At 36.2% G+C, this 23,811-nt stretch carries 26 protein-coding genes; 25 read left to right on the top strand and 1 reads right to left on the bottom strand.

What is annotated here, in order from left to right; all coding sequences use genetic code 11:
* The first annotated feature begins 94 nt into the window (after positions 1 to 94).
* From cmk to KGI01_RS01195, 24 genes are all read left to right on the top strand, one after another.
* Entirely contained in the window at positions 95 to 769 is a 675-nt protein-coding gene (gene cmk, locus KGI01_RS01080; RefSeq protein WP_174795781.1) for a (d)CMP kinase, read from the top strand.
* A 1-nt stretch (position 770) separates the two neighbouring features.
* Positions 771 to 1,370 (top strand): lysophospholipid acyltransferase family protein, encoded by a 600-nt coding sequence (locus KGI01_RS01085; RefSeq protein ID WP_141272567.1) that lies wholly within the window; start codon positions 771 to 773, stop codon positions 1,368 to 1,370.
* Positions 1,371 to 1,439: 69 nt separating this feature from the next.
* On the top strand, positions 1,440 to 2,618 hold the full coding sequence (gene rpsA, locus KGI01_RS01090) for a 30S ribosomal protein S1 (protein WP_141272569.1): 1,179 nt from the start codon (positions 1,440 to 1,442) through the stop codon (positions 2,616 to 2,618).
* Between the two features lie 229 nt (positions 2,619 to 2,847).
* Positions 2,848 to 4,158, top strand: coding sequence for a ribosome biogenesis GTPase Der (der, locus tag KGI01_RS01095; RefSeq protein WP_068454440.1), 1,311 nt, complete (start codon positions 2,848 to 2,850; stop codon positions 4,156 to 4,158).
* A gap of 16 nt (positions 4,159 to 4,174) precedes the next feature.
* Positions 4,175 to 5,188, top strand: coding sequence for an NAD(P)H-dependent glycerol-3-phosphate dehydrogenase (locus tag KGI01_RS01100; protein ID WP_141272571.1), 1,014 nt, complete (start codon positions 4,175 to 4,177; stop codon positions 5,186 to 5,188).
* A 997-nt stretch (positions 5,189 to 6,185) separates the two neighbouring features.
* Positions 6,186 to 6,458 (top strand): non-specific DNA-binding protein Hbs, encoded by a 273-nt coding sequence (locus KGI01_RS01105; RefSeq protein ID WP_068454434.1) that lies wholly within the window; start codon positions 6,186 to 6,188, stop codon positions 6,456 to 6,458.
* 200 nt (positions 6,459 to 6,658) lie between these two features.
* The gene (gene folE, locus KGI01_RS01110; protein WP_255314695.1) at positions 6,659 to 7,243 is read left to right on the top strand and encodes a GTP cyclohydrolase I FolE; all 585 of its coding nucleotides are present in this window, start codon (positions 6,659 to 6,661) and stop codon (positions 7,241 to 7,243) included.
* 61 nt (positions 7,244 to 7,304) lie between these two features.
* The gene (gene mtrB / locus KGI01_RS01115) at positions 7,305 to 7,526 is read left to right on the top strand and encodes a trp RNA-binding attenuation protein MtrB (protein ID WP_141272575.1); all 222 of its coding nucleotides are present in this window, start codon (positions 7,305 to 7,307) and stop codon (positions 7,524 to 7,526) included.
* 61 nt (positions 7,527 to 7,587) lie between these two features.
* Positions 7,588 to 8,352 carry a heptaprenyl diphosphate synthase component 1 gene (locus KGI01_RS01120; protein ID WP_170214692.1) on the top strand — a complete coding sequence of 255 codons (765 nt, stop codon included), beginning with the start codon at positions 7,588 to 7,590 and terminating at the stop codon, positions 8,350 to 8,352.
* Between the two features lie 20 nt (positions 8,353 to 8,372).
* Complete coding sequence (locus tag KGI01_RS01125; RefSeq protein WP_068454425.1) at positions 8,373 to 9,077, top strand: demethylmenaquinone methyltransferase; 705 nt, start codon at positions 8,373 to 8,375, stop codon at positions 9,075 to 9,077.
* Positions 9,078 to 9,097: 20 nt separating this feature from the next.
* Complete coding sequence (gene hepT, locus KGI01_RS01130) at positions 9,098 to 10,072, top strand: heptaprenyl diphosphate synthase component II (RefSeq protein ID WP_174795782.1); 975 nt, start codon at positions 9,098 to 9,100, stop codon at positions 10,070 to 10,072.
* A gap of 100 nt (positions 10,073 to 10,172) precedes the next feature.
* Entirely contained in the window at positions 10,173 to 10,595 is a 423-nt protein-coding gene (ndk, locus tag KGI01_RS01135) for a nucleoside-diphosphate kinase (protein ID WP_068454418.1), read from the top strand.
* A gap of 248 nt (positions 10,596 to 10,843) precedes the next feature.
* Entirely contained in the window at positions 10,844 to 11,617 is a 774-nt protein-coding gene (locus tag KGI01_RS01140; protein ID WP_068454413.1) for a CheR family methyltransferase, read from the top strand.
* Between the two features lie 179 nt (positions 11,618 to 11,796).
* Positions 11,797 to 12,978 (top strand): chorismate synthase, encoded by a 1,182-nt coding sequence (gene aroC / locus KGI01_RS01145; protein ID WP_141272579.1) that lies wholly within the window; start codon positions 11,797 to 11,799, stop codon positions 12,976 to 12,978.
* Positions 12,979 to 12,980: 2 nt separating this feature from the next.
* The gene (gene aroB / locus KGI01_RS01150) at positions 12,981 to 14,054 is read left to right on the top strand and encodes a 3-dehydroquinate synthase (protein ID WP_141272581.1); all 1,074 of its coding nucleotides are present in this window, start codon (positions 12,981 to 12,983) and stop codon (positions 14,052 to 14,054) included.
* 12 nt (positions 14,055 to 14,066) lie between these two features.
* Positions 14,067 to 14,429 (top strand): chorismate mutase, encoded by a 363-nt coding sequence (gene aroH / locus KGI01_RS01155; RefSeq protein ID WP_141272583.1) that lies wholly within the window; start codon positions 14,067 to 14,069, stop codon positions 14,427 to 14,429.
* Positions 14,430 to 14,459: 30 nt separating this feature from the next.
* On the top strand, positions 14,460 to 15,560 hold the full coding sequence (hisC, locus tag KGI01_RS01160; RefSeq protein ID WP_141272585.1) for a histidinol-phosphate transaminase: 1,101 nt from the start codon (positions 14,460 to 14,462) through the stop codon (positions 15,558 to 15,560).
* Complete coding sequence (locus tag KGI01_RS01165) at positions 15,557 to 16,657, top strand: prephenate dehydrogenase (RefSeq protein ID WP_141272588.1); 1,101 nt, start codon at positions 15,557 to 15,559, stop codon at positions 16,655 to 16,657. The genes hisC and KGI01_RS01165 overlap by 4 nt, the downstream gene beginning before the upstream one ends.
* Before the next feature lie 13 nt (positions 16,658 to 16,670).
* A complete protein-coding gene (gene aroA / locus KGI01_RS01170) occupies positions 16,671 to 17,957 on the top strand; it encodes a 3-phosphoshikimate 1-carboxyvinyltransferase (protein ID WP_373863105.1) in 1,287 nt (428 codons plus the stop codon).
* Between the two features lie 192 nt (positions 17,958 to 18,149).
* Positions 18,150 to 19,406: a tetratricopeptide repeat protein gene (locus tag KGI01_RS01175; protein ID WP_141272592.1), complete on the top strand. Its 1,257-nt coding sequence runs from the start codon at positions 18,150 to 18,152 to the stop codon at positions 19,404 to 19,406.
* Between the two features lie 57 nt (positions 19,407 to 19,463).
* The gene (locus KGI01_RS01180) at positions 19,464 to 20,003 is read left to right on the top strand and encodes a ReoY family proteolytic degradation factor (RefSeq protein ID WP_141272594.1); all 540 of its coding nucleotides are present in this window, start codon (positions 19,464 to 19,466) and stop codon (positions 20,001 to 20,003) included.
* Between the two features lie 118 nt (positions 20,004 to 20,121).
* Positions 20,122 to 20,727 (top strand): lipoprotein heptaprenylglyceryl N-acetyltransferase LhaT, encoded by a 606-nt coding sequence (gene lhaT, locus KGI01_RS01185; protein WP_141272596.1) that lies wholly within the window; start codon positions 20,122 to 20,124, stop codon positions 20,725 to 20,727.
* 50 nt (positions 20,728 to 20,777) lie between these two features.
* The gene (locus tag KGI01_RS01190) at positions 20,778 to 21,458 is read left to right on the top strand and encodes a zinc metallopeptidase (protein WP_373863106.1); all 681 of its coding nucleotides are present in this window, start codon (positions 20,778 to 20,780) and stop codon (positions 21,456 to 21,458) included.
* A gap of 341 nt (positions 21,459 to 21,799) precedes the next feature.
* Positions 21,800 to 22,507, top strand: coding sequence for a C40 family peptidase (locus tag KGI01_RS01195; protein WP_082701448.1), 708 nt, complete (start codon positions 21,800 to 21,802; stop codon positions 22,505 to 22,507).
* A gap of 165 nt (positions 22,508 to 22,672) precedes the next feature.
* On the opposite strand, the gene KGI01_RS01200 is transcribed toward KGI01_RS01195, so the two are convergent.
* Positions 22,673 to 23,302 (bottom strand): nitroreductase family protein, encoded by a 630-nt coding sequence (locus KGI01_RS01200; RefSeq protein WP_087680098.1) that lies wholly within the window; start codon positions 23,300 to 23,302, stop codon positions 22,673 to 22,675.
* A gap of 135 nt (positions 23,303 to 23,437) precedes the next feature.
* Here KGI01_RS01200 and KGI01_RS01205 point away from each other — a divergent pair, with 135 nt between their 5' ends.
* A complete protein-coding gene (locus KGI01_RS01205; RefSeq protein ID WP_087680097.1) occupies positions 23,438 to 23,797 on the top strand; it encodes a winged helix-turn-helix transcriptional regulator in 360 nt (119 codons plus the stop codon).
* Positions 23,798 to 23,811: the final 14 nt, after the last annotated feature.

Consider the following 23,811-nt stretch of genomic DNA (forward strand, 5'->3'; position numbering starts at 1 on the left):
TTCACCGTGTCGAAGTGTCATTTTTTCGTGTTCTCAAGTAGTACAGTTACGTATTTTTTATGGTACAATGTTACGAAAGAAAGGGTTGAACAAAGTGACAAAGAAAATTCAAATTGCAATCGATGGACCAGCTGGAGCTGGTAAAAGTACAATCGCAAAAATTGCGGCTGAAAAATTAGGTTATACGTATATTGATACAGGTGCGATGTATCGTGCTTTAACATATAAAGCATTACAACATCAAATTGATTTATCAAGTGAAGAAGCAGTAACAACATTACTAAAACAAACAGTAATCGAACTACAACCGTCTCCAAATGGCCAACTTGTATTTTTAGATGGACAAAACGTATCAAGTGAAATTCGTTCAAATGAAGTAACAAGTCAAGTTTCAACTGTTGCAGCTCATGGCACAATGCGTGAAATTATGGTTGAACGTCAATATGAGATGGCTGAAAAAGGCGGCGTCATTATGGACGGTCGTGATATTGGAACAGCTGTATTACCAAATGCAGAGTTAAAAGTATTCATGTCTGCAACAGTAGAAGAACGTGCACGTCGACGTTATGAAGATAATAAACAACGTGGTATTGACTCGTCATTTGAAGAATTAAAAGAAGAAATCGCACTTCGTGACAAGATGGATAGTGAACGAGAAGCTTCTCCGCTTGTACAAGCAGAAGATGCTATTTATTTAGATACGACGGAATTATCAATTGATGAAGCGGCAAATGCAATTTTAAAATTAGCGAGTGAAAGGATGGCATAAGATGGACTTTTACCATTTTGCACGATCAGTTGTTTATGCAGCACTAAAACCACTCTACCGTATTCAAATTATCGGGCAAGAAAATTTCCCTAAAGAGGGTGGTGTCCTACTTTGTTCAAATCACATTGACGAATTAGACCCGCCAGTTGTTGGTATAACAGCTCCTCGACCAGTTAATTTTATGGCGAAAGAAGAATTGTTTAAGCTACCAATCCTTAAGGGTATATTACCAAAGGTACACGCTTTCCCTGTAAAACGTGGTTTAAGTGACCGTCAAGCATTACGAACAGCAATCTCTTTATTAAAAGAGGGGCAAGTTGTCGGTTTATTCCCAGAAGGAACGCGAAACCGCACAGGACAATTAGGAAAAGGTTTCTCAGGTGCAGGCTTTTTTGCACTACGTGGTGGTGATGCAGTCGTCATGCCATGTGCAGTTATTGGACCCTATAAGATGTTCCGTAAAGTAACGGTAGTTTATGGTCAACCAATCGATATGACACCTTATCGTGAAAATAAGGCAAAACCTGAGGAAGTAACTGAAGTAATTATGGCGAGTATTCAAAAATTGTTAGATGAATATCACCCAGATAATAAAAAATAAAGGGTAATTTTTGTCTTTCTGTTAGAAATCTACTAAAATAAAGGTAACTGAGGCGAAGGAGGATTACATATGTCTGAAGAGATGAATGTGAATGAATTACCAGAAATTCAAGAAGGTACGGTTGTAAAGGTAAAGGTTGAAACGGTTGAAGATAATCGTGTCATTGTTTCGATTCCAAATGCAAAGTACGATGGTATTATCCCTATTAGCGAGTTATCCAGTTTACATGTGGAAAAGGCATCAGATGCTGTATCAGTAGGTGATGAATTTGAAGCTGTAGTTACAAAAGTGGAAGACCCAGCAACAGATGCAGATGAAAAAACAGGTAACTATGTTTTATCAAAAAGAAAAGTGGACGCAGAACATGCGTGGGAAAAACTTGAAAAGCAATTTGAAGCGGGAGAAATTCTTGAAGCAGAAGTCAAAGATGTTGTTAAAGGTGGCCTAGTTGTTGATTTAGGCGTTCGCGGTTTTGTGCCGGCTTCTTTAGTAGAAGATCACTTTGTTGAATCATTTGAAGATTACAAAGGAAAAATGATTTCATTCAAGATTGTTGAAATGGACCGAGAAAAAAATCGTTTAATCTTATCACACCGCGCAGTTGTTCAAGAACAAAAAGAAGAACAAAAAGGCGAAATTATTCAAAATTTACAAGCTGGCGATGTCGTAGATGGTATTGTGCAACGTCTTGCAACATTTGGTGCGTTTGTTGATTTAGGTGGCGTAGATGGTCTTGTACACATCTCACAACTATCACATGAACATATTGAAAATGTGGAAGATGTACTAGAAGAAGGTCAAAAAGTAAAAGTGAAAATCTTAGCTGTTGACCCAGACGAAGGACGCATCTCATTATCAATTAAAGATACACTACCAGGACCATGGGAAAATATTCAAGAAAAAGTACAAAAAGATGCCGTTCTTGATGGTGTTGTACGCCGACTTGTCACATTCGGTGCATTTGTTGAAATTTCACCTGGCATCGAAGGGCTTGTGCATATCTCACAAATTTCTCATAAGCATATCAACACACCACATGAGGCTTTAAAAGAAGGTCAAGATGTGCAAGTGAAGGTACTTGAAGTGAATGAGAACGAAAAACGCATCGCATTAAGCATTAAAGCGTTACTCGAAGATGATACAGTAGTTGAAGAAGTAGTTGAGTATGAACTACCTGAACAAGAAACTGGCTTCTCATTCGGGGATTTACTAGGTGACAAATTAAAAGACTTCAATAAAAAAGACTAATAATAGAGCGTGTATAGCATCCTATAAAGACATGTTATGCACGCTTCTTTTTGTTATGTAATGAGATATGAAAAAGCAGAAAGTTCCTTTATATACGGTTTTCCTTTTCATAGTGCTTTATTTTTGATAAAATAGAAGCACTGTAAACAATGAGTGGTTAGGTGATGGAACCCCCATCATCTTTTTTATTGTATAATAAGTAATTTTGAAAGTGGAAGGATGAAACAAAATGACGAAACCAGTTATAGCAATCGTCGGCCGTCCTAATGTCGGAAAATCGACAATCTTTAACCGAATTGTAGGCGAGCGTATATCAATCGTTGAGGATGTTGCGGGCGTAACACGTGACCGTATTTATAGTTCAGCGGATTGGTTAACACATGAATTTAATATTATTGATACAGGCGGTATTGATATTGGTGATGAACCATTCTTAGATCAAATCCGTGAACAAGCTGAAATTGCCATGGATGAAGCAGATGTGATTATCTTTATGACGAATGGTCGTGAAGGTGTAACATTAGCAGATGAGCAAGTAGCGAAAATTTTATATAAAACAAAAAAACCAGTTGTCTTAGCTGTTAATAAAATTGATAACCCTGATATGAGAGATATGATTTATGATTTCTATTCATTAGGATTTGGTGATCCATTCCCAATTTCTGGTTCACACGGTTTAGGGTTGGGTGATTTATTAGATGAAGCAGCAAAACATTTCCCAGAACAAGATGAAGTAGAGTATGACGAAAATGTCATTAAATTCTCTTTAATCGGTCGTCCAAATGTAGGGAAATCATCTTTAGTAAACGCATTCTTAGGTGATGATCGTGTTATCGTAAGTGATGTTGCAGGCACAACACGTGACGCAATTGACTCAGAATACGAATACGACGGTCAAGAGTATGTCATCATTGATACTGCAGGTATGCGTAAGAAAGGTAAGGTATACGAGAGCACAGAAAAGTACAGTGTATTGCGTGCATTACGTGCAATCGAACGTTCCGACGTTGTTTTAGTCGTTTTAAACGGTGAAGAAGGTATCCAAGAACAAGACAAGAAGATTGCTGGTTATGCGCATCAAGCAGGTAAAGCAGTTATCATTGTTATGAATAAATGGGATGCTGTTGATAAAGACGAAAAAACAATGAACGAAAAAACAAAAGAAATTCGTGAACAATTCCAATTCTTAGATTATGCACCAATCGTTTTCACATCTGCTAAAACAGGTAAGCGTGTACACAATTTATTACCAGTTATTAATCGTGTAAGTGAGAATCACGCAATGCGTATTCAATCAAGTATCTTAAATGAAGTTATTTCGGATGCAGTTGCGCGTAATCCTGCACCAACAGATAAAGGTCGTCGTCTACGTATTTACTATGCAACACAAGTGGCAATTAAGCCACCGACATTCGTTGTGTTCGTAAATGATCCAGAGTTAATGCATTTCACATACGAACGTTTCTTAGAGAATCGTATTCGTGATACGTTTGAATTTGAAGGTACACCAATTCGAATTATTACTAGAGCGCGCGATTAGAGGAGGAAATGGACAGATGAGTAAAGTTACAGTATTTGGAGCTGGCTCATGGGGAACAGCATTAGCGACTGTTCTTGCCGAAAATGGACATGATACATTACTATGGTCTCATCGAGAGGACCAAGCACAAGAAATTCAACAGCAACATACAAATGAAAAGTATTTGCCAGGAATAGTACTACCGCAAAATCTTTGTGCAACTTCAGATGTAGCATCTGCAGTGGAACATGCTGAAGTTCTTGTGATGGCTGTGCCTACTAAGGGAATTCGTGAAACGTGCCAAAAAATTATGAAGACGTTAAACCGCCAAATTATTTTTGTACATGTTTCAAAAGGAATTGAACCAGATTCATTAATTCGTATTTCCGAAATTATGAAAGAAGAATTAGCAGAAGAAGTTGTAAAAGATATTGTGGTCTTATCTGGACCAAGTCATGCGGAAGAAGTTGTTAAAAAACATCCAACAACAGTTGCATCTTCTTGTGAAAACCTGGAATCAGCTGTCGTTGTACAAGATTTATTTATGAATCATTATTTCCGTGTTTACACGAATGAAGATGTTGTTGGTGTAGAACTAGGTGGCGCATTAAAGAATGTTATTGCTCTTGCGGCAGGTGTTTCAGATGGTATTGGCTTTGGTGACAATGCAAAAGCAGCGCTTATTACACGTGGTTTAGCTGAAATTTCACGTTTAGGTATTAAAATGGGCGCAAATCCAATGACATTCATGGGCTTAGCGGGTATGGGTGACTTAATTGTAACGTGTACATCTGTTCATTCCCGTAACTGGCGGGCAGGTAATTTATTAGGTAAAGGTTTGAAATTAGAAGAGGTATTAGAGCAAATGGGTATGGTTGTAGAAGGCGTTCGTACAACAAAAGCAGCGCACCAACTTGCTGATAAATACGAAGTTTCAATGCCGATTGTTCAAGCCTTATACGCAGTATTATTTGAAGATCAATCTGCAAAAGAGATGGTTGAGAAACTTATGTTGCGTATGAAAAAGTCAGAAATGGACGGACAATACTAAAAAAAGTTTCTACTATTATATAGTAATTTACAAATTAACACATAATGTTACAAGTTATATGTAATGTTATGTGTTTTTTTAGATTTTAGATTCCTTTTTAAAAAGTACCTAAGATATTTGTATTCAAATATCTTAGGTACTTTTATGCAAATGATATAAAAATTTATCATTTCAGAAAAAAATTTTAACGAAAAAAATAGCAATATTACAAAGGAAATAAGCTGTAGAAAATATATAATTTTAAAAAAAGAGGTATTTTTTATGGTTATCTCAAGAGAAAATATATACTTAGAAAATAAAAAGAAGTGAAAAACCTTTAAAAGATAACTCTTTTTTTGAGATAAAAAGTCTATTTACTTACAAAAAATAAAAAGAAATATATGTATTTAAAACGCATATTCGAGTGTATGAAAGTGATTAAGAGAAAGAATGATTTTTTTGAGAAATTCACTTTGTTTTATTTAAGAAAAAATAATCTTTTCTAATATATATACATTTCTATAAAAGAAATAAAAATATACAAGTTAAAATGGTATGAAAAGGTATTTTTTGCGCTTTAAACCCTTATAAAATCAATGTTTTCAAATAGAAATAAAAAAATAAAGTAAATGTGTTTAAAAGTTCTAAAGAACGGTAATCTATAAGGTGTAGAACGGTAATATGTGGTAAATGTTGGTGTAGCAATGTTTTAGAAAAAAATAAAATCATTTTTATTCATATATTTGAATAAAAAACCGATTTATTAAAACTTTAATTTTTTTCTGAAAAATGATGTGGTTTGTAAAATAAAGTTATTTTTGTTTCAATGAATGTTATGAGAAGTTATTTTCTGGTTATTTGAAATTTATATTTACTTTGAATTGGCATGAAGTAACTAAATAGTTTACAGTTGATTAAAGTTGGTAAAAGAAGTATAAATATTATTGCGAAGTAAATCGTGTTTATGATACTCTTTTACATGATTTAAAACAAAAGTCTTTGAGAGGAGGTGAATGGTGTGAACAAAACAGAATTAGTAAACTCAGTAGCAGAAGCTGCAGAACTTTCTAAGAAGGATGCTGCGAAAGCAGTTGAATCTGTATTTGAAACAATCCAAGAGGCTCTAGCTAAAGGTGATAAAGTACAGTTAATCGGTTTCGGTAACTTCGAAGTTCGTGAACGTGCTGCTCGTAAAGGACGTAACCCTCAAACAGGTGAAGAAATCCAAATCGATGCAAGTAAAGTACCTGCTTTCAAACCAGGTAAAGCACTTAAAGACGCGATTAAATAATCGAATCGAATGTGGTACATAAGAGTAGTTAATCTTTTGATTAGCTACTCTTTTTGTATGCTCTTTTATGTAAATCGAAAAAATTGCATATTTTCACAGAAATAATAAGTCTTAGCCCTTTGCCTTGCATGGTCGTATATGCTAACATCAAAAAGAGAATTTAACAGGCAGATTGATTAAGTGATAATGGGGGAGTAATTTTGACAAAGGAAATCAGTTCACAAGTTGACATAAATAAAATTCAAACAGCTGTAAAAATGATTTTAGAAGCCGTAGGAGAAGATCCGTCACGCGAAGGATTAATTGATACACCAAAACGTGTAGCTAAAATGTATGCAGAAATGTTTGAAGGTTTACATAAAGATCCAAAAGAGTATTTTGAAACGGTATTTCATGAAGGACATGATGAAGTAGTACTTGTAAAAGATATTCCATTCTTTTCAATGTGTGAACATCATCTTGTACCGTTCTATGGTAAAGCACATGTAGCATACATACCAAAAGACGGTGTTGTAGCTGGATTAAGTAAATTAGCGCGTACAGTTGAAACAGTCGCACGTCGTCCACAACTACAAGAACGTATTACAGATACAGTCGCACAAACACTTATGGATATGCTATCTCCACAAGGTGTATATGTAGTCGTAGAAGCGGAGCATATGTGTATGACGATGCGTGGCATTAAGAAGCCAGGCGCTAAAACGATTACATCTGTTGCTAAAGGTGTCTTCGAGGAAGATTCTGTAAAAAGAAATGAAATTCTCTCGTTCATTCAAATGCCTTAATTTTAATAGGCTTTTGTGGTATGATAGAATGAGAAAATTCGAATGATAGGAGAGCTGTCTTATGTCTCAAAATGATTTTATTGTAATTAAAGCAAAAGAAGATGGTGTACACGTAATAGGCCTTACACGAGGCGATGACACAAAATTCCATCATTCTGAAAAATTAGATCAAGGCGAAGTTATGATTGCGCAATTTACCGAACACACATCTGCGATGAAAATTCGTGGTAAAGCGATTATTCAATCTGCAAATGGTACAATTGAAAGTGACGCAAAAAAATAACAAGTATTAAACATCGTGTTGATTGAAACATCAGGAAATGAATTGAATGGAGATTTTTTTTATGAATGCAGCTAACATGGAGCAACTTGTAACAGAATTAAAAGATGAAATTTACAATAAATTGCATCATAGAACCCTCCTAGCATATACAGGTCAGCCACCAATTTGGGATGATCAATTATTTTATTTATTGCTACCAAGAGTAAACGGTGAACAGTGGACGAAACAACATCAAGTAGCTGCTCAAAGTGTTGCCATGATTCAGACAGCTTTAACAACGCATGATTTGGTAAAAGAACAACAAGCGACGTCAAAAGCACAACAATTGATGGTATTAGCTGGAGATTACTATAGTGGCATGTACTATGACACCTTAGCAAAACTACCAGATATTCAGTTTGTACAAAAATTATCAAATGCCGTAGCAGAAATCAGTGAGCAAAAAACTGCATTCTATGAACCGGAAGAGTGTACACTAGAAGAGTTGCTCCTTCGCTATGAAACCATCGTTAGTAGAGCAGTAGAACAATTTATGGGACATTTTGGCTTTACAGTATATATTGAATTGATGAAAAAGGGCATGTTACTTAGTCGTTTATCAGCAGAACTCAAAAAAGTAATAAATGATACAAGTACAATACGCCTTTTTCGTGTAATTTCAGAAAGATTTTCTTCAAAGGATGAAGCCATCCGAGTAATCCAACAAGAAATTACCACACGAGCTACAAAGCTAACAGAAGAAATTCATACTATGGAATTTTTAACGAATGTTGCAAAAACTGCCGTTTTAAGTCGAATTGAGGCGCTTAATCACAGTGCAACGTAGGAAGAGGGAAGGTTGAAAAATTGGCACAATCAAAATCAGAACGCGTACATGAAGTCTTTGAGAATATTTCAGGTGACTATGACAAAATGAACTCGGTGATTAGTTTCCAGATGCACAAAAGCTGGCGTAAAGATACGATGCAGCAAATGAACATCCAACCAGGAACAAAAGCATTAGATGTTTGTTGCGGTACAGCAGATTGGACAATTGCGCTTGGTGAGGCAGTTGGTAAAGATGGCGATGTTATTGGTTTAGACTTTAGTCAAAATATGCTGAATGTCGGCATCGATAAAACAAAAGATATGGACAATGTGAATTTAATTCAAGGGAACGCAATGGAACTGCCTTTTGAAGATAATTCATTTGACTATGTAACAATTGGATTTGGTTTACGTAATGTACCGGATTATATGCAAGTGTTGCGTGAAATGAATCGTGTTGCAAAACCAGGCGCAAAAATTGTTTGTCTTGAAACGTCACAATCAGAGATCCCAGTCTACAAACAGCTATTTAAATTTTACTTTAAATATATTATGCCGATTTTTGGTAAATTATTAGCTAAAAGTTACAAAGAGTATTCTTGGTTACAAGAGTCGGCAGATACGTTCCCAGGACGTAAAGAGTTGAAGAAAATGTTTGAACAAGCAGGTATGGTGAATGTATCTTATACCTCTTATAGCGGTGGGGCAGCTGCAACACATATTGGCTATAAAAAAGAAAAATAGGCGGGAGAAGGTTTATTCACGTGGAAAAGATGAAGCTAAAGATGCTCTACTCTGGTATGAAATCAGAGATTGACATCATCGAAAAAGAATTAGAAACGGCGCTGAATTCCTCTTCACACTTTTTGAATGAAGCTTCTTTGCATCTTTTAAAAGCTGGGGGAAAACGCATTCGCCCAGTTTTTGTTTTGCTCGCTGCAAAATTTGGACAATATGATATTCAACAAATCAAAAATGTTGCTGTGCCACTCGAATTAATTCATATGGCATCACTTGTTCATGATGATGTAATTGATAATGCGGAATTACGTAGAGGTCGCGAAACAGTAAAAGCACAGTATAATAACCGAGTAGCAATGTATGCAGGCGATTTTATTTTTGCAAAAGCATTAGAATATATGACGCAAATAAAAAAACAACAAGCACATCAAGTATTATCGAATACAATGGTTGAGATTTGTGTGGGAGAGATTATTCAAATTGAAGATAAACAGGTACTCAAGCAGAACTTACGTGATTACTTCCGCCGGATTAAGCGTAAAACAGCTGTTTTAATTTCTTCAAGCTGTGAGTTAGGTGCAATCGCTTCAGGTGCATCGCCAGAAGTTGTGCGTCATATGCGCCGTTTTGGATATTATGTAGGGATGTCATTCCAAATTATTGATGATATTTTGGATTTTACGGCAACGGATAAGCAGCTAGGTAAACCAGCAGGAAGCGATTTAATGCAAGGGAACGTTACATTACCAGCGTTATATGCTTTAGAAGATGACCAAATTCGTCCAATGATTGAAAAAGTGATTGAAGGGCCGATTACTGAAAGCGAACGTCAACAATTATTGAAGGCGATTCGAAAATCTGACGCAATTCAAAAAGCAAATCATATAAGTGATTTATATTTACAAAAAGCGTTAAAAGAAGTAGACAAATTACCGAATCATCCAGTGAATAAATCACTTGTAGATATTGCAAATTTCATGGGGAAACGTAAATTTTAACCAAATTGTCATAGTATTTGTTGAACATTATGGCATTCAATGATAGAATTTTACGGTAGGTAAAATACCTGTAGATATTATTAAGGAGTGTAATTTAAACATGGCTATCCAACAAACATTTTTAATGGTTAAACCTGACGGCGTAAAACGTCAAGTAGTAGGTGATATCGTAGACCGCTTCGAACGTCGTGGCTTCGAATTAAAAGGCGCTAAACTAATGAACATCACAAAAGAATTAGCAGAAAAACACTATGCAGAGCATGCAGAGCGTCCATTCTTCGGTGAATTAGTAGAATTCATCACTTCTGGTCCAGTATTCGCAATGGTATGGGAAGGCGAGAACGTAATCGCTTTAGCTCGTCTTATGATGGGTGCTACAAACCCAGCTGAATCTGCTCCAGGAACAATCCGTGGTGACTACGCTACAACTGTAGCTGAAAACATCATTCACGGCTCTGATTCTTTAGCATCTGCTGAACGCGAAATCGGTCTATTCTTCGGTGAAGAAGGTTTAGTAAAATAATTTTCATCTACGAGATGAAAATTATAAGTAAAGTAAAAACATCTTTACTAACCGTAAAAATGATTTGATACTTTGAATGAAAGAGTTGCACATCTGTGTGGCTCTTTTTTTATTGTGCTTCAGATTATGTCCATTTTTTTTTAATAAATGAATGAAAGCGCTCTGATAAACATCTTTTCACGTTACACTATTTCAGAATATGAAAAAATGTTTTATAATGGTAAGTATGAATAGAGGGAGGAAAAGGTATGACAGATTATGAAATGTTCGTTGAACGTGTAAAGACAAAAACCGGCATTGATTTAGCTCTTTACAAAGAGGCACAAATGAAACGACGCTTAACGTCTTTATATGAGAAAAAAGGTTTTAGTAATTTTGTAGACTTTTTCAAAGAGATGGATGTTAATCGTGAACTTATGGACGAATTTTTAGATCGTATGACGATTAATGTATCTGAATTTTATCGTAATGGTAAACGATGGGAAGTTTTGGAGAAAAAGATTTTACCACGTCTTTTGAAAGCAAGCCCACGCTTAAAAGTATGGAGTGCAGCTTGTTCAACAGGTGAAGAACCGTATTCACTTGCGATGGTACTATCAAATCATCAGCCATTATCTCAAGTATCTATTTCAGCTACAGATTTAGATGAGAATGCAATTGCTAAAGCAAAAGCAGCCATCTATCCGGAGCGCTCCCTTGCCGAAGTTCCAGCACAAATGAAACAAAAATATTTTGAGCAAGAAGGTTCTTTTTATAAAGTAACGCCTGATATTAAAAGAACGGTTACATTTAAAAAACATAACTTATTAAATGATCGATATGAACAAAATCATGATTTAATCGTTTGTCGTAATGTCATGATTTATTTTACAGAAGAAGCGAAAGATCAAATTTATCATAACTTCAGTAAAGCTTTGAAACCAGGCGGTGTACTATTTGTTGGAAGCACTGAACAAATTTTTAATCCAGCACAATATGATTTTGAAGTAGAAGATACCTTTTTCTATCGTAAAAAAGGTTAACTATAAGAGGAATGCGCTTTTCGCATATGTGAAAAGCGGTTTTTTATAAATAAAAATAAATTCAAAAAACATCAAAATTTCAGTTAATTTATTTTTATTATAAAATCAACTGAAATTTATAAAAATATATGTTATAGTGAAAAACATATACTTTAGCGATGTGAAGGGGGAAAGCGTAAATGAGATACTTAACAGCGGGTGAATCACATGGCCCACAATTAACAACAATTATTGAAGGACTTCCTTCATTACTACCAATTACAGCAGAACAGATTAATCATGAACTGAAAAGACGCCAAGGAGGACATGGTCGAGGTCGACGTATGCAAATCGAGACAGACACAGTGGAGATTACATCAGGTATTCGTCATGGTAAAACACTCGGTTCTCCTGTTGCACTTGTGGTAACGAATGATGACTGGAAACACTGGACAAAAATTATGGGTGCAGAGCCACTTCCAGAAGATGTTGACCCGAATGAGATCAAACGTCAAATCTCGCGTCCACGTCCAGGGCATGCAGATTTAGTAGGCGGTATTAAATATGGTCACCGCGACTTACGAAACGTCTTAGAACGCTCATCAGCACGTGAAACAACTGTGCGTGTAGCTGTTGGTGCAGTAGCTAAGATTCTTTTAGAACAATTGGGGATTCGTATTGTAGCGCATGTCGTAGAAATTGGTGGTATTACAATCGACCGACAAGCAGTTGAAGGCAAATCAGTAGAAGAAATCCGTGCAATCGTAGAAGAAGATCCATGTTACTGCGTGGACCCAGAAGCTTCAGCGAAAATGGTTGCGTTAATTGATGAAACAAAAAAAGCTGGTGACACAATCGGTGGCGTTGTTGAAATCATTGTAGAAGGTATGCCAGCAGGTGTCGGTTCATATGTACATTACGACCGCAAGTTAGATGGTAAGTTGGCACAAGCAATGCTTAGTATCAATGCTTTTAAAGGTGTTGAATTTGGTATTGGTTTTGATGCAGCGCATGTACCCGGTTCACAAGTACATGATGAAATTATTTGGGATGAGGAACAAGGTTATACGCGCCGTACAAATCGTCTAGGTGGTTTAGAAGGTGGTATGTCTACAGGAATGCCAATTGTTGTACGTGGTGTTATGAAGCCAATTCCAACACTTTATAAGCCATTACAAAGTGTGGACATCGAAACAAAAGAGACATTTAAAGCTTCTGTAGAACGTTCAGATGCATGTGCAGTACCGGCTGCATCAGTTGTGGCAGAACATGCGATTGCCTTTGAAATTGCGAATGCGATTTTAGATCAATTTCATGCAGATCAGTTACCGCAACTGCAACAACAAATCGAGCAAATGAAACAACAAGCGAAGGAGTTTTAATGATGCGTATTCCCGTACAAACACCATCTCACGTCTATGAAGTCGTGATTGGTTCACATCATTTAACAGAAGCTATTACATCACTTGCTGATAAAATCGAAACAGCCGATCAATTGGTTGTATTTACAGACGAACATGTTTGGGCAATTCATGGAGAGCATTTCACAAAAGCTTTTCCACATCCATTCAAGTTACATATTCTAGCTGCAGGTGAAGCATGTAAAACATTTGATAGTTATTACGCAGCACAAACATTCCTTTTAGAACAAAAATGTACACGTAAATCAATGCTTTTTGCATTCGGTGGTGGAGCAGTAGGCGATTTAACAGGTTTTGTAGCAGCTACTTTTATGCGTGGTATCCCATTTGTTCAAATTCCAACAACTATTTTGGCGCATGACTCAGCTGTAGGTGGAAAAACAGCCATCAATCATCCACTAGGTAAAAATATGATTGGTGCGTTTTATCAACCTGAAGCTGTTTTATATGATATTGCATTTTTAGCTTCATTACCTGAAAAAGAAGTACGTTCAGGTATGGCAGAAGCGATTAAACATGCACTGATTTCAGATCAACAATGGTATGAAGAGTTTTTAGCGCAAGACATTCAGCATTTATCAGAAGAGCAATTAGCGCATTATTTAGAACGTGGAATTACAGTAAAGGCAGCAATTGTCTCACAAGATGAACAAGAGCATTCCGTACGTAAATACTTAAACTTTGGTCATACGTATGGTCATGCACTTGAAGCTGCTTGTGGATTTGGAAAGTTAGCACACGGTGAGGCGATTATGATTGGTATGGTTTATGCCCTATTATTGAGTGAAAAGTACGGTCAACTAAATCGTGCGAATACGTTAGAGTTCTTAGCTTTCGCTCAAAAGAACGGCTATACATTCAAGCCAGTCCATGATTTTACGTTTGATACGTTATTACCATACTTAATGACAGATAAAAAAGCTGAATATGGTATTTTACAATTTGTTCTGTTAGATGAAATTGGTAAACCATTTGTTCAAAAAGTAACAGTAGAAGAATGTCGCGAAATCGATACACTACTACGCACACTTGTTTAGGAGGTGTCCCATATGATTCGAGGTATTAGAGGTGCAACAACGATTAGCATAAATGATGCTACACAAGTAGAGATTGAAACAACGAGATTATTAAAAGAAATCATTGAGCGCAATGAAGTAAAAGCAGAAGATGTATCATCCGTTATTGCAACAACGACGCCAGATATTACATCTGCTTTTCCAGCAAAAGCTGTACGCACATATGAAGGATGGGATTACGTTCCGGTTATGTGTATGCACGAAATGAATGTAGCGGGTGCGTTACCACTTTGTATCCGTCTACTTGTGAATGTAGAAACGCAAAAAGCACAGAAGGAAATTGCCCATGTCTATTTAAATGAGGCGGTGAAATTAAGACCAGACTTAGTAAAATAATGAGATGAGGAAGAAAGAGGCGACTTAACGATGAAGTGGAAAGAATCAGTAAAAGGGTTGAAAGCATACCAACCTGGAAAATCAATTGAAGCAGTGAAGAAAGAATTCGGGTTATCAGAGATTGTAAAATTAGCATCGAATGAAAATCCATTAGGATGCTCACCAAAAGTAACAGCATATTTAGAGAATGCGGTGCATAACTTTGCATTATATCCAGACGGTTATGGCACAGAGATGCGTGAAGCAGTTGCAAAACATTTAGGTGTGAATGGTGACGAATTAATTTTTGGTAACGGCTCAGATGAACTGATTAGTATCGTGACACGCGCGTTACTTCAACCAGGTGTAAATACAGTTATGGCAACACCATCATTCTCACAATATAAATTAAATGCACGGATCGAAGGTGCGGAAATTCGTGAAATTCCATTAAAGAATCGCACACATGATTTAGATGCGATGCTTGATGCAATTGATGAAAATACAGCAGTTGTATGGGTATGTAGTCCGAACAATCCAACAGGTGTGGTTATTGAAGACGCACCATTACAAGCATTCCTGAAAAAAGTACCGAAAGATGTACTTGTCGTTTTAGATGAAGCTTACTTTGAATATGTAACAAATCCAAATTGTACAGATTCATTACCACTATTAAAGCAATACGACAACTTAATCATTATGCGTACGTTCTCAAAAGCATATGGTTTAGCAGCTTTCCGTGTAGGTTACGGGATTGCCAATAAAGAATTGATTGCACGACTTGACCCTGTACGTGGTCCATTTAACAATACAGTATTAAGTCAGGCGATTGTTCCGGTAGCAATTGCGGACCAAGCATATATTGAGTTATGTCGTGAAATAAATGAAGATGGTAAAAAACAATATATCGCTTTTTGTGAAAAACACCAATTAGATTACTACCCAACAGATACGAATTTCATCTTATTTGAAGTGAAGATGGATAGTGATGTTGTATTCCAAGAGTTAATGTCACGAGGCTATATTATTCGTAGCGGTAATCCACTTGGTGTTCCAAACTATATTCGTGTGACAATTGGCACAAAAGAACAAAATGAAGGCTTACTCGCACAGCTAGAAGAAGTGTTACAAAAACATGAGGTATTCGCTTGAATAAAAAGCGAATTCTCATCGTAGGTTTAGGTTTAATTGGCGGTTCGCTTGCGCTTGCTTTACAACGCTCTCCAGAACATGAAATTATCGGTTATGATGCAAATGCCGATACACTTCAAAGTGCGAAAGTATTGGGGGTTATTCATAAAGCAGCAACACATCCGAAAGAAGCCGTAAAAGAAGCCGACTTTGTCATTTTTGCGACACCTGTGAATGCGACACTTCAATGGATGAAAGAACTTCAAACATGGACTGTACCATCACATACCATTGTGACAGATACAGGAAGTACAAAAGCTATTATCATGGAAGAAGCGCAACATTTAGCTGAAAAAGGTATTACATTCATTGGTGGGCATCCAATGGCTGGTTCACATAAAAGTGGTGTTCTAGCAGCTAAACCAATTTTATTTGAAAATGCATATTATATGTTGACACCTTTGGGAAGTACAAAGGAAGAACAAGTGAAAGCTTTAGAAGGAATTTTAAAACTAACAAATGCCAAACTCATGGTTGTTTCTGCCGAAGAACATGATCATATGACATCGGTTGTTAGTCATTTCCCGCATATTGTGGCAGCGTCACTTGTGCATCAACTAGCAAATGAAAATGCAGAGCATCCATTCACGAAACGATTGGCAGCAGGTGGATTTAGAGATATTACACGTATTGCTAGTTCCAATCCAACGATGTGGCAAGATATTACGGTACAAAATCGCGCGCAAATACAAGACCAATTAGCAAAATGGCAACAAGAGATGGCACGTGTGCAATCGATTTTAGAACAAGGTACCGAACAAGACATTTATCAATTTTTTGAAGAAGCAAAGCAATTTCGTGATGCATTACCTAATACATCAGGTGCCTTATTTACAACATATGATTTATATATTGATGTACCAGATTATCCTGGTAGTATCGCTGAAATTACAGGTTATTTTGCAGAAGAAAAAATTAGTATTATAAATATTCGAATTGTCGAGACAAGAGAAGATGTTTTCGGTATTTTAGTTGTAAGTTTCCAATCAAGTGGAGATCGTAAGCGAGCAGCAGAATGCATTCGTACACGTAGTCCATATGAATTTTATATTTCGTAAAGGAGAGATGACGATGCAAAAAATCGTTCAATTACAAAATCAATCATTAAAAGGAACGATTACGGTTCCAGGCGATAAATCCATTTCACACCGTTCCATCATGTTCGGAAGTATGGCAAAAGGTAAGACAACAGTTACAGGCTTTTTACCGGGGGAAGATTGTCTTCGTACAATTGAAGCCTGCAAACAAATGGGTGTTAAAATCGAACAACAAGGTACAGATGTGACGATTGAAAGTGAAGGTATGGACGCATTTCAAGAGCCGATGGATATTTTGTACATGGGAAACTCTGGCACAACGACACGTCTATTACTTGGTTTACTAGCTGGTTCACACGTACACGCAGTATTATCTGGTGATGAATCGATTGCCAAACGTCCAATGAAGCGTGTCATTAATCCTTTACGCGAAATGGGTGCACATATTACAGGGCGAGAAGATGGACAATTTACACCAATCGCAGTGAAAGGTACGATATTACAAGCGATTGATTACACATTGCCTGTAGCGAGTGCGCAAGTTAAATCTGCAGTGTTATTAGCAGGTCTAAATGCAGAAGGTACAACAATTGTTCGCGAAAAAGAAGCAACACGTGATCATACGGAATTAATGCTACGTCAATTTGGTGTAAATATTGATACAACAGATGGTGTGATTTCGTTAGCAGGTGGGCAAAAGTTAACAGCGAGTCATGTCGCTGTTCCAGGTGATATTTCTTCAGCTGCCTTCTTCCTTGTAGCAGGTGCCATTACAAAAGGTAGTGAAATTACTCTTGAAAATGTAGGTCTTAATAAGACACGTACAGGTATCATCGAAGTGTTAGAAGCAATGGGTGCAAATCTAGAAATTCAACCGTATGACCATGAGCATGCTGAGCCAGCAGGTCGTGTCATTATTCGTACATCAGAGTTAAAGGGTACGACCATTGGTGGGGATTTAATTCCGCGGCTAATTGATGAAATTCCAATTATTGCTTTACTTGCGACACAAGCTGAAGGAACAACGATTATTCGTGATGCAGAAGAATTAAAAGTGAAAGAAACGAATCGTTTAGATGCAGTTGTTGCGGAATTATCAAAATTAGGTGCGAATATTACAGCAACAGAAGACGGTATGATTATTGAAGGTCCTACACAGCTTCATGGTGCAGCATTAAAGACATATGGCGATCACCGTATGGGTATGATGAATGCCATTGCAGCACTTATTACAGATGGTGCTGTAACATTAGATGATGCAGATTGTATTGCGGTATCTTATCCAACATTCTTTGAAGATTTAGACAGTCTAATGAAATAGTTCATAAAACAAGCTATCATGATGCGGTTTTTATCAGGGTAGTTTGTTTTTATTTTAAACAAAGAAATAAGGAGGTAAGCAGTCATATTTTACCTGTAATTTTCTTTGATATTTCAAGCGTTTTTCCTTGTATATCCTACTTTCCTCATGTAGCATAAAGATGAAAATAATTTAGAAATAGGTGGATGACAGATGACAATCCAACAACAAATGGTTGAAGCAATGGAGCAAGGTGACCTTAATCAAATTCATGCACTAATGGAAGAATTCAAGTTACATGTCGATCCAGATATGCAATATGAAGTTGCTGGTTACTTGATGAATTTAGGTTTTATTCATGAAGCAACGAGTGTGTTAGAGCATTTACAATTTTTATTCCCAGAAGAAAATCAAATTAAGGTTGACCGTGCTTCATTATTGATGGAAATCAATCAAGAAGATGAAGCATTGGACTTATTCTTATCAATTCCACAAGATGCAGAAGAATATCCACAAGTATTATTGGCGCTTGCTGATTATTATCAAATGCAAGGTTTATACGAAGTAGCAGAAAAACATATGAATGAAGCGCTTGAGTTATTACCAGATGAACCCCTTCTTCATTTTGCAAAGGCAGAGTTATTAATGGAGATGGGACGTCTAAGTGAAGCAGCTCGTTTATATGAGAATTTATATAAAAATCAAAAAGAAATTGCAGGTGTTCGTCTAGTTGAACGTATTGCAGAAGTTCATCGTACGGGTGCAGCTTTTGAAGATGCCTACTATTATTATTTAGAGGCATTAAAAGAGAGTACATCGCCTGATTTATTATTTGGTGCAGCGTATAGTGCTTTTCAATTAGAGATGTACGAAGCGGCAGCACGCTATGGTGAAGATTTACGTGCGCTTGATCCAGACTACTTTGCCGGTTATCTATTATTGGCGCAAAGTTATGCCATGATGGAAGACAATGTCAAAGCTTTAGAAGTAATTAAAGAGGGTATTAAACGAGATGAGTATGACAAGGAATTATTCTTGTTTGCTGGTAAAATGGCAATCAAAAATAAATTGCCAGAGGAAGCAGAAGCATTTCTTCGTCAAGCTATTGCACTTGACCCAGAATATATGGAAGCAGTGCATACACTCGTATCAATCTTATCATCGGAAGAGCGCGATGAAGAAGTTGTTGAACTCATTGAAGGTCTATCGAAAGATGACTTTGAATGGACAGCTCTTTCAATTTTTGCGGCGCTTGCCTATGATCGTTTAGAAATGTATGAAGAAGCTTACACACATTACCGTCAGGCATTCGAAGATTATAAAGAAGATGTGGACTTCTTAGAGAAATATGTTTATTTCTTAATCGAGGATGGGAAAAGACAAGAAGCCTTACAGATTGTAGCACTTTTACGTGGCTTACAACCTGAAGAACCGCAATGGATTGATTTACAAGCAAGCTTTGACGCTTAAGTTACACCCGGTTCAGCAAGTGATTGGAAAGAATTACTTACTAAAGGAGGGGTATTTATGAAGGCATCTGTGACAAATGTAGAGAAAAAGGTATTTATTAAATGGTTCTTAAAGCGTTACGATATGAAACGAAGAGAATGTGTTTGGATTCTTAATTATATTGTAGGGCACGATGATTTATTAGAAAGAATTCATTTCGTAGAAGAAGCGCATTTTTGTCCAAGAGCAATGGTCATGTCGACAATCGATTCATCTGGAATCCCATTCCGTTTTTATAAAGGAAATTTAATGACGGCTGATGCAGAAAAGTCATTTCATGATTTAAGATTGAATTCGGAAGAAGATATATACATTCAGCTAAACTTCCCTAAAATACCACCTAATCCGGCTTACTTAGCTGTTTTAGAGGAGAATCCGTATATTCCAAAGTATTTACAATCGAATTACGGTGATCGTGAAGTTGCTGAAAAATTACTCGATGTAAGCATGAAAAATTTCCAAAAGAAAATGTTATTACAACAAATTGATGAAGCAATTGATAATCGTGATAAAGAACGGTTTTTACAGTTGTCGGATCAGTTGAACCAATTACAGTAAATAGAAAAAAGTGCTTTGATTTGCGAAAATCAAAGCACTTTTTCTCAGAAAAAGAAATGATAGTAGACCGTTTGAAAACATCTACTATATAATGGATAGAGATAGAGGTGGGGATTTCATGCGCTACATATGGGCGAGATTATGGATGGTTTTAATATCAAAATTATTTTTAACCATGTTATTAATCGTTAATCTATTAGGTTCTATTTATGGATACATTTGGTACGGAGATCAGTTGGCTGAAACAAAGCCCATCTTTTTAATATTTATACCAGATAGTCCAACAGCTACACTATTCTTTTCAATTGCGATTATTGGTTGGTTGTTAAAAAAACATTGGCGCTTATTTGAAGCGTTAGCGCTTGTGACGCTTGTAAAATACGGTGTATGGGCTGTGGTCATGAATTTAATGGTCTTAAACGAGTTAGGTTCACTTGGATTTGGTGGTTGGATGCTTGTAGTTAGTCATGGTTTAATGGCTGTCCAAGGTTTGCTTTATATGCCGATGTATGACTTTAAAAGTGTTCATATCATCATCACAGCAATTTGGACATTACATGATGTTGTGATTGACTATGTCTTTAAGTATATGCCTTGGTACCATATGTTAAATCAATATATGACAGGAATTGGGTACTTTACATTTTGGTTGTCAATTGTGTGTCTAATCATTGCAATCTTTGCAATGAAAAAGAGGTTTTCAGTTGCCCCAAATTTTGTTTGACCTTAAAATAAAACTATGAACGAACTAGGAGGATGGTTAGATTGTCAATTATGATGTATGTCATCTACTTTGCTGTTTTGATGTTATTACCACTGTATGCACAACGTAAAGTAAAGAAAACATATACACGCTATTCACAAGAATATTCAACATCAGGAATGACGGGTGCCGAAGTCGCTCGTAAAATTTTAGACCAAAATGGATTAGGGAATGTAAAAGTTGAGCCAGTCGATGGCTTTTTGTCAGATCATTACGATCCATCTACAAAAGTAGTGCGTTTATCAACGCATAACTTCTATGAAACATCGATTGCAGGTACAGCAGTTGCAGCCCATGAATGTGGTCACGCTATTCAAGATGCGGAAGCATATTCATTCTTAACATGGCGCTCAAAATTAGTCCCAGCAGCGAATATTTCGTCAAACGCCTCATGGATTTTCATTATGATTGGTATGATTGCAACATTTAAACCATTAATGTTAGTAGGTATTATCTTATTAGCCATTGGTGTACTTTTCCAAGTAGTAACATTACCAGTTGAGTTTGATGCTTCTAAGCGTGCGATGCGTCAAATTGATCAATTGGGCATCATTAACAATGAAGAATATCCAAAAGCGAAAAAAGTATTAACAGCAGCAGCATTAACATATGTTGCAGCAGCAGCAACAGCGGTCATGGAACTTGCACGACTTGTATTAATTTATACAGGTATGGGAAACCGCGAAGATTAATAACACAAAAACACCTTGTATTGTTACATTGACGTAATATACGAGGTGTTTTTTTATGTCATTTTTTTTAAAAAAAGAAGAAAAATAAGAGGATGAAATTATTTTACAAGAAAAAAGCCAGAAAATAATAAGCATTCAACCATTGATTTAATAAGATTCTGCTAAATATAAGTCAAGCTCGTAATAATTTGTAATATATCTGTAACTTAGTTGACGCTAGACTGTAAGCTAATTCGTGTAAAGTTAGTCTCAGTTAAAAAGTTCGTACATAATAACAAATGACATATAACAAGCGACATATAAATCAATCAAATTAAAAACATGGGAGTGTTCATAAATTCATGAAGAAACATAAATTACTGACATCAATCTTAACAGGTGCATTGGCTTTAACAGTAGGTTTTACAGGGGTAGCCACTGAACAACAAGCATCTGCAGCTTCATCAAAAACAACAAAAGTTTCTAAAAATTACTATACAAAAGCAGCTTTAAATATGCGTACAGGTCCAACAACAAAAGCAAAACGTGTTTTAACTATTCCAAAAGGTAAAAAAGTATATGCATACCAACGTAAAACTGTTTCAGGTACTTGGTATAAAGTAAAATACAATGGTAAAGTAGGCTGGGTGTCAGGTAAATATCTTTCTTCAAAAAAAGCAAAGAAAACAGTGAAAAAAGCATCTGCAGCTTCTGGTAATGCGATTATTAATGCAGGTCGTAAATATGTAGGTACACCATATGTATGGGGTGGATCACGTCCAGGTGGATTTGACTGCTCTGGTTTCACATCTTATGTATATAAACAAGCAGGTATGAAATCATTACCACGTACAAGTAGAGCACAAAAAGCTTCTGTTAAACGTGTAAGTTCGCCAAAAGTAGGAGACTTAATCTTCTTCTCAGCAACTCCAGGTGGCTCATATATATCACATGTAGGAATTTACGCAGGTAACAATCAAGTATTACACGCAGCTGGTAATAGTGTGAAATTCCAATCATTAAGCGGTTACTGGAATCAACGTGTAGTAAGCTATGGTACAACACGTTAATTTAAATTAAATAGATGAATTACATATGTGAGAAACTATTTTCATATAAGTAAGGAGTTTCAATAAAAAAGGCTTGATTCGCTTTTATGTGAATCAAGCCTTTTTGTATGGTATATAAAAAGACTGTAGTGTCTAAAATAGCACTACAGTCTCTTAATTTAATGATTATACAAAGCGTACTACATCTTCAACAGATAAACGAGAAGTACCACGTGCTGGGCCTGTTCCTTTACCAATTGCGATTAGAACGATTGGGAATTCATTTTCTGGTAAGTTATATGATTTTGCAAATTCATCTTTATTGAATCCACCCATTACAACTGTATCTAGTCCACGATCTTTTGCAGCTAATAAAAGTTGCATTGACACTAATCCAGCATCGTACATAGCTACTGAATGACGTGCAGCTACAGGAATACCGCTGTAAAGTGTTTCAGCATTTTCTGTTAGTTTTTCAGCCACTTCTGGATCCATAACGCCAGCATCTACACTTAGTTGGTGAATTTTACGTGCATTTTTATGGAAGTCAGTATCACCTAAAACCGCGATGATTGCTGGAGCTGTTTCAACTTGTTCTTGATTGAATGCCATCGTACGTAATTCTTTTTTCTTTTGTTCATCTGTAATAACGATGAAGCGCCAAGGTTGTTGGTTTGAAGAAGAAGGTGCAGTCATTGCATCTGTTAATAGCTCTGAAATTTCTTCTTTTGTTAATTTATATTCAGTATCGTATTTACGAATCGATTTACGTGCATACATGTTTTCAATTACAGCTGATTTTGTTGTTGTTGACATAATAAAAATTCCTCCTATATTTAACTAACTTAAAGTAAGTTAATGGATATATAAAACATCTTACTTTAAGTTAGTTTTTATGTCAATCATTATTTCATTTGTGGTACAATAATAAATGTAAAGGAGCGATTCGATATGACACAGCCTATCTATTCAGAGCAAGTTTGTCAAAATTATCATCAAGCAATTGAATTTATCGGTAAGAAATGGATTGGGGCAATTTTATATAGTTTAGTTGATGGTCCATTACGCTACAATGAAATTCATGCGCGAATCGAAGGCATTTCGGATCGTTTATTAACACAGCGTTTAAACGAATTAGTCGATGCCGATATGATTGAAAAAGAATATATTAATGATTCTGTAAAAAAAACAAAATATCGTTTAACCGAAAATGGTCAAGCTTTTAAAGAAGTGATTCACTCGATTCAGAAGTGGGTTCATACATGCCAAAAAACAAATCAGTGTAAAGAACCGACATCACCTAACATATAGTCCCATTCATTACA

The organism is Kurthia gibsonii (genome assembly GCF_006539985.1).
GTDB classification, from domain to species: domain Bacteria; phylum Bacillota; class Bacilli; order Bacillales_A; family Planococcaceae; genus Kurthia; species Kurthia gibsonii.